Origin of the sequence: Syntrophomonas sp. UBA1041, assembly GCF_002316705.1 — a bacterium.
Taxonomy (GTDB): Bacteria; Bacillota; Syntrophomonadia; order Syntrophomonadales; family Syntrophomonadaceae; genus DTU019.
Genome location: NZ_DCEA01000038.1, coordinates 1,747 through 2,200 on the forward strand (window position 1 = coordinate 1,747; position 454 = coordinate 2,200).

A 454-nucleotide genomic window follows, 5' to 3' on the forward strand; every position below is an offset into this window, starting at 1 on the left:
GCTAAAGCCTCGGCGTCTTCCAGGCTTGCCGCCGAGGAAAACTGTGAAGGCATGGCCACACCCAGGACATTGTCCCGACCCAGGGCAGCGACCGCCAGGCAGGCCGTCAGGCTGGAATCGATGCCCCCCGACAATCCTAGAATCGTCTTGGAAAAACCCGATTTATGAACATAGTCTCTCAAACCCAATACCAGAGCGTTATATATTGATGATATTTCGTCCTCGGGGCTGTAGAGTAAGGTGCGCCCCGGGGCATTCAGGTTAAAGGTCTGGATGTCTTCTCTAAAACCGGCGGCAAAAGCCAGCATCTCCCCCTGACCGTCCACGATCAGGGAATGACCGTCGAAAATAAGCTCGTCATTGCCGCCTACCTGATTCACATAAATAAAAGGTATTTTGTGTCTTTGGGCATGATTGCTGATCAGACGGTAGCGCAGCTCTTCTTTGCCGGCAT

The 454-nt window shown here is 52.9% G+C and carries 1 pseudogene; it reads right to left on the reverse strand.

The annotated features are described in order from the left end of the window. Positions 1-454 (reverse strand): annotated as a pseudogene (locus B2633_RS06230) (NAD+ synthase); the annotation flags it as partial.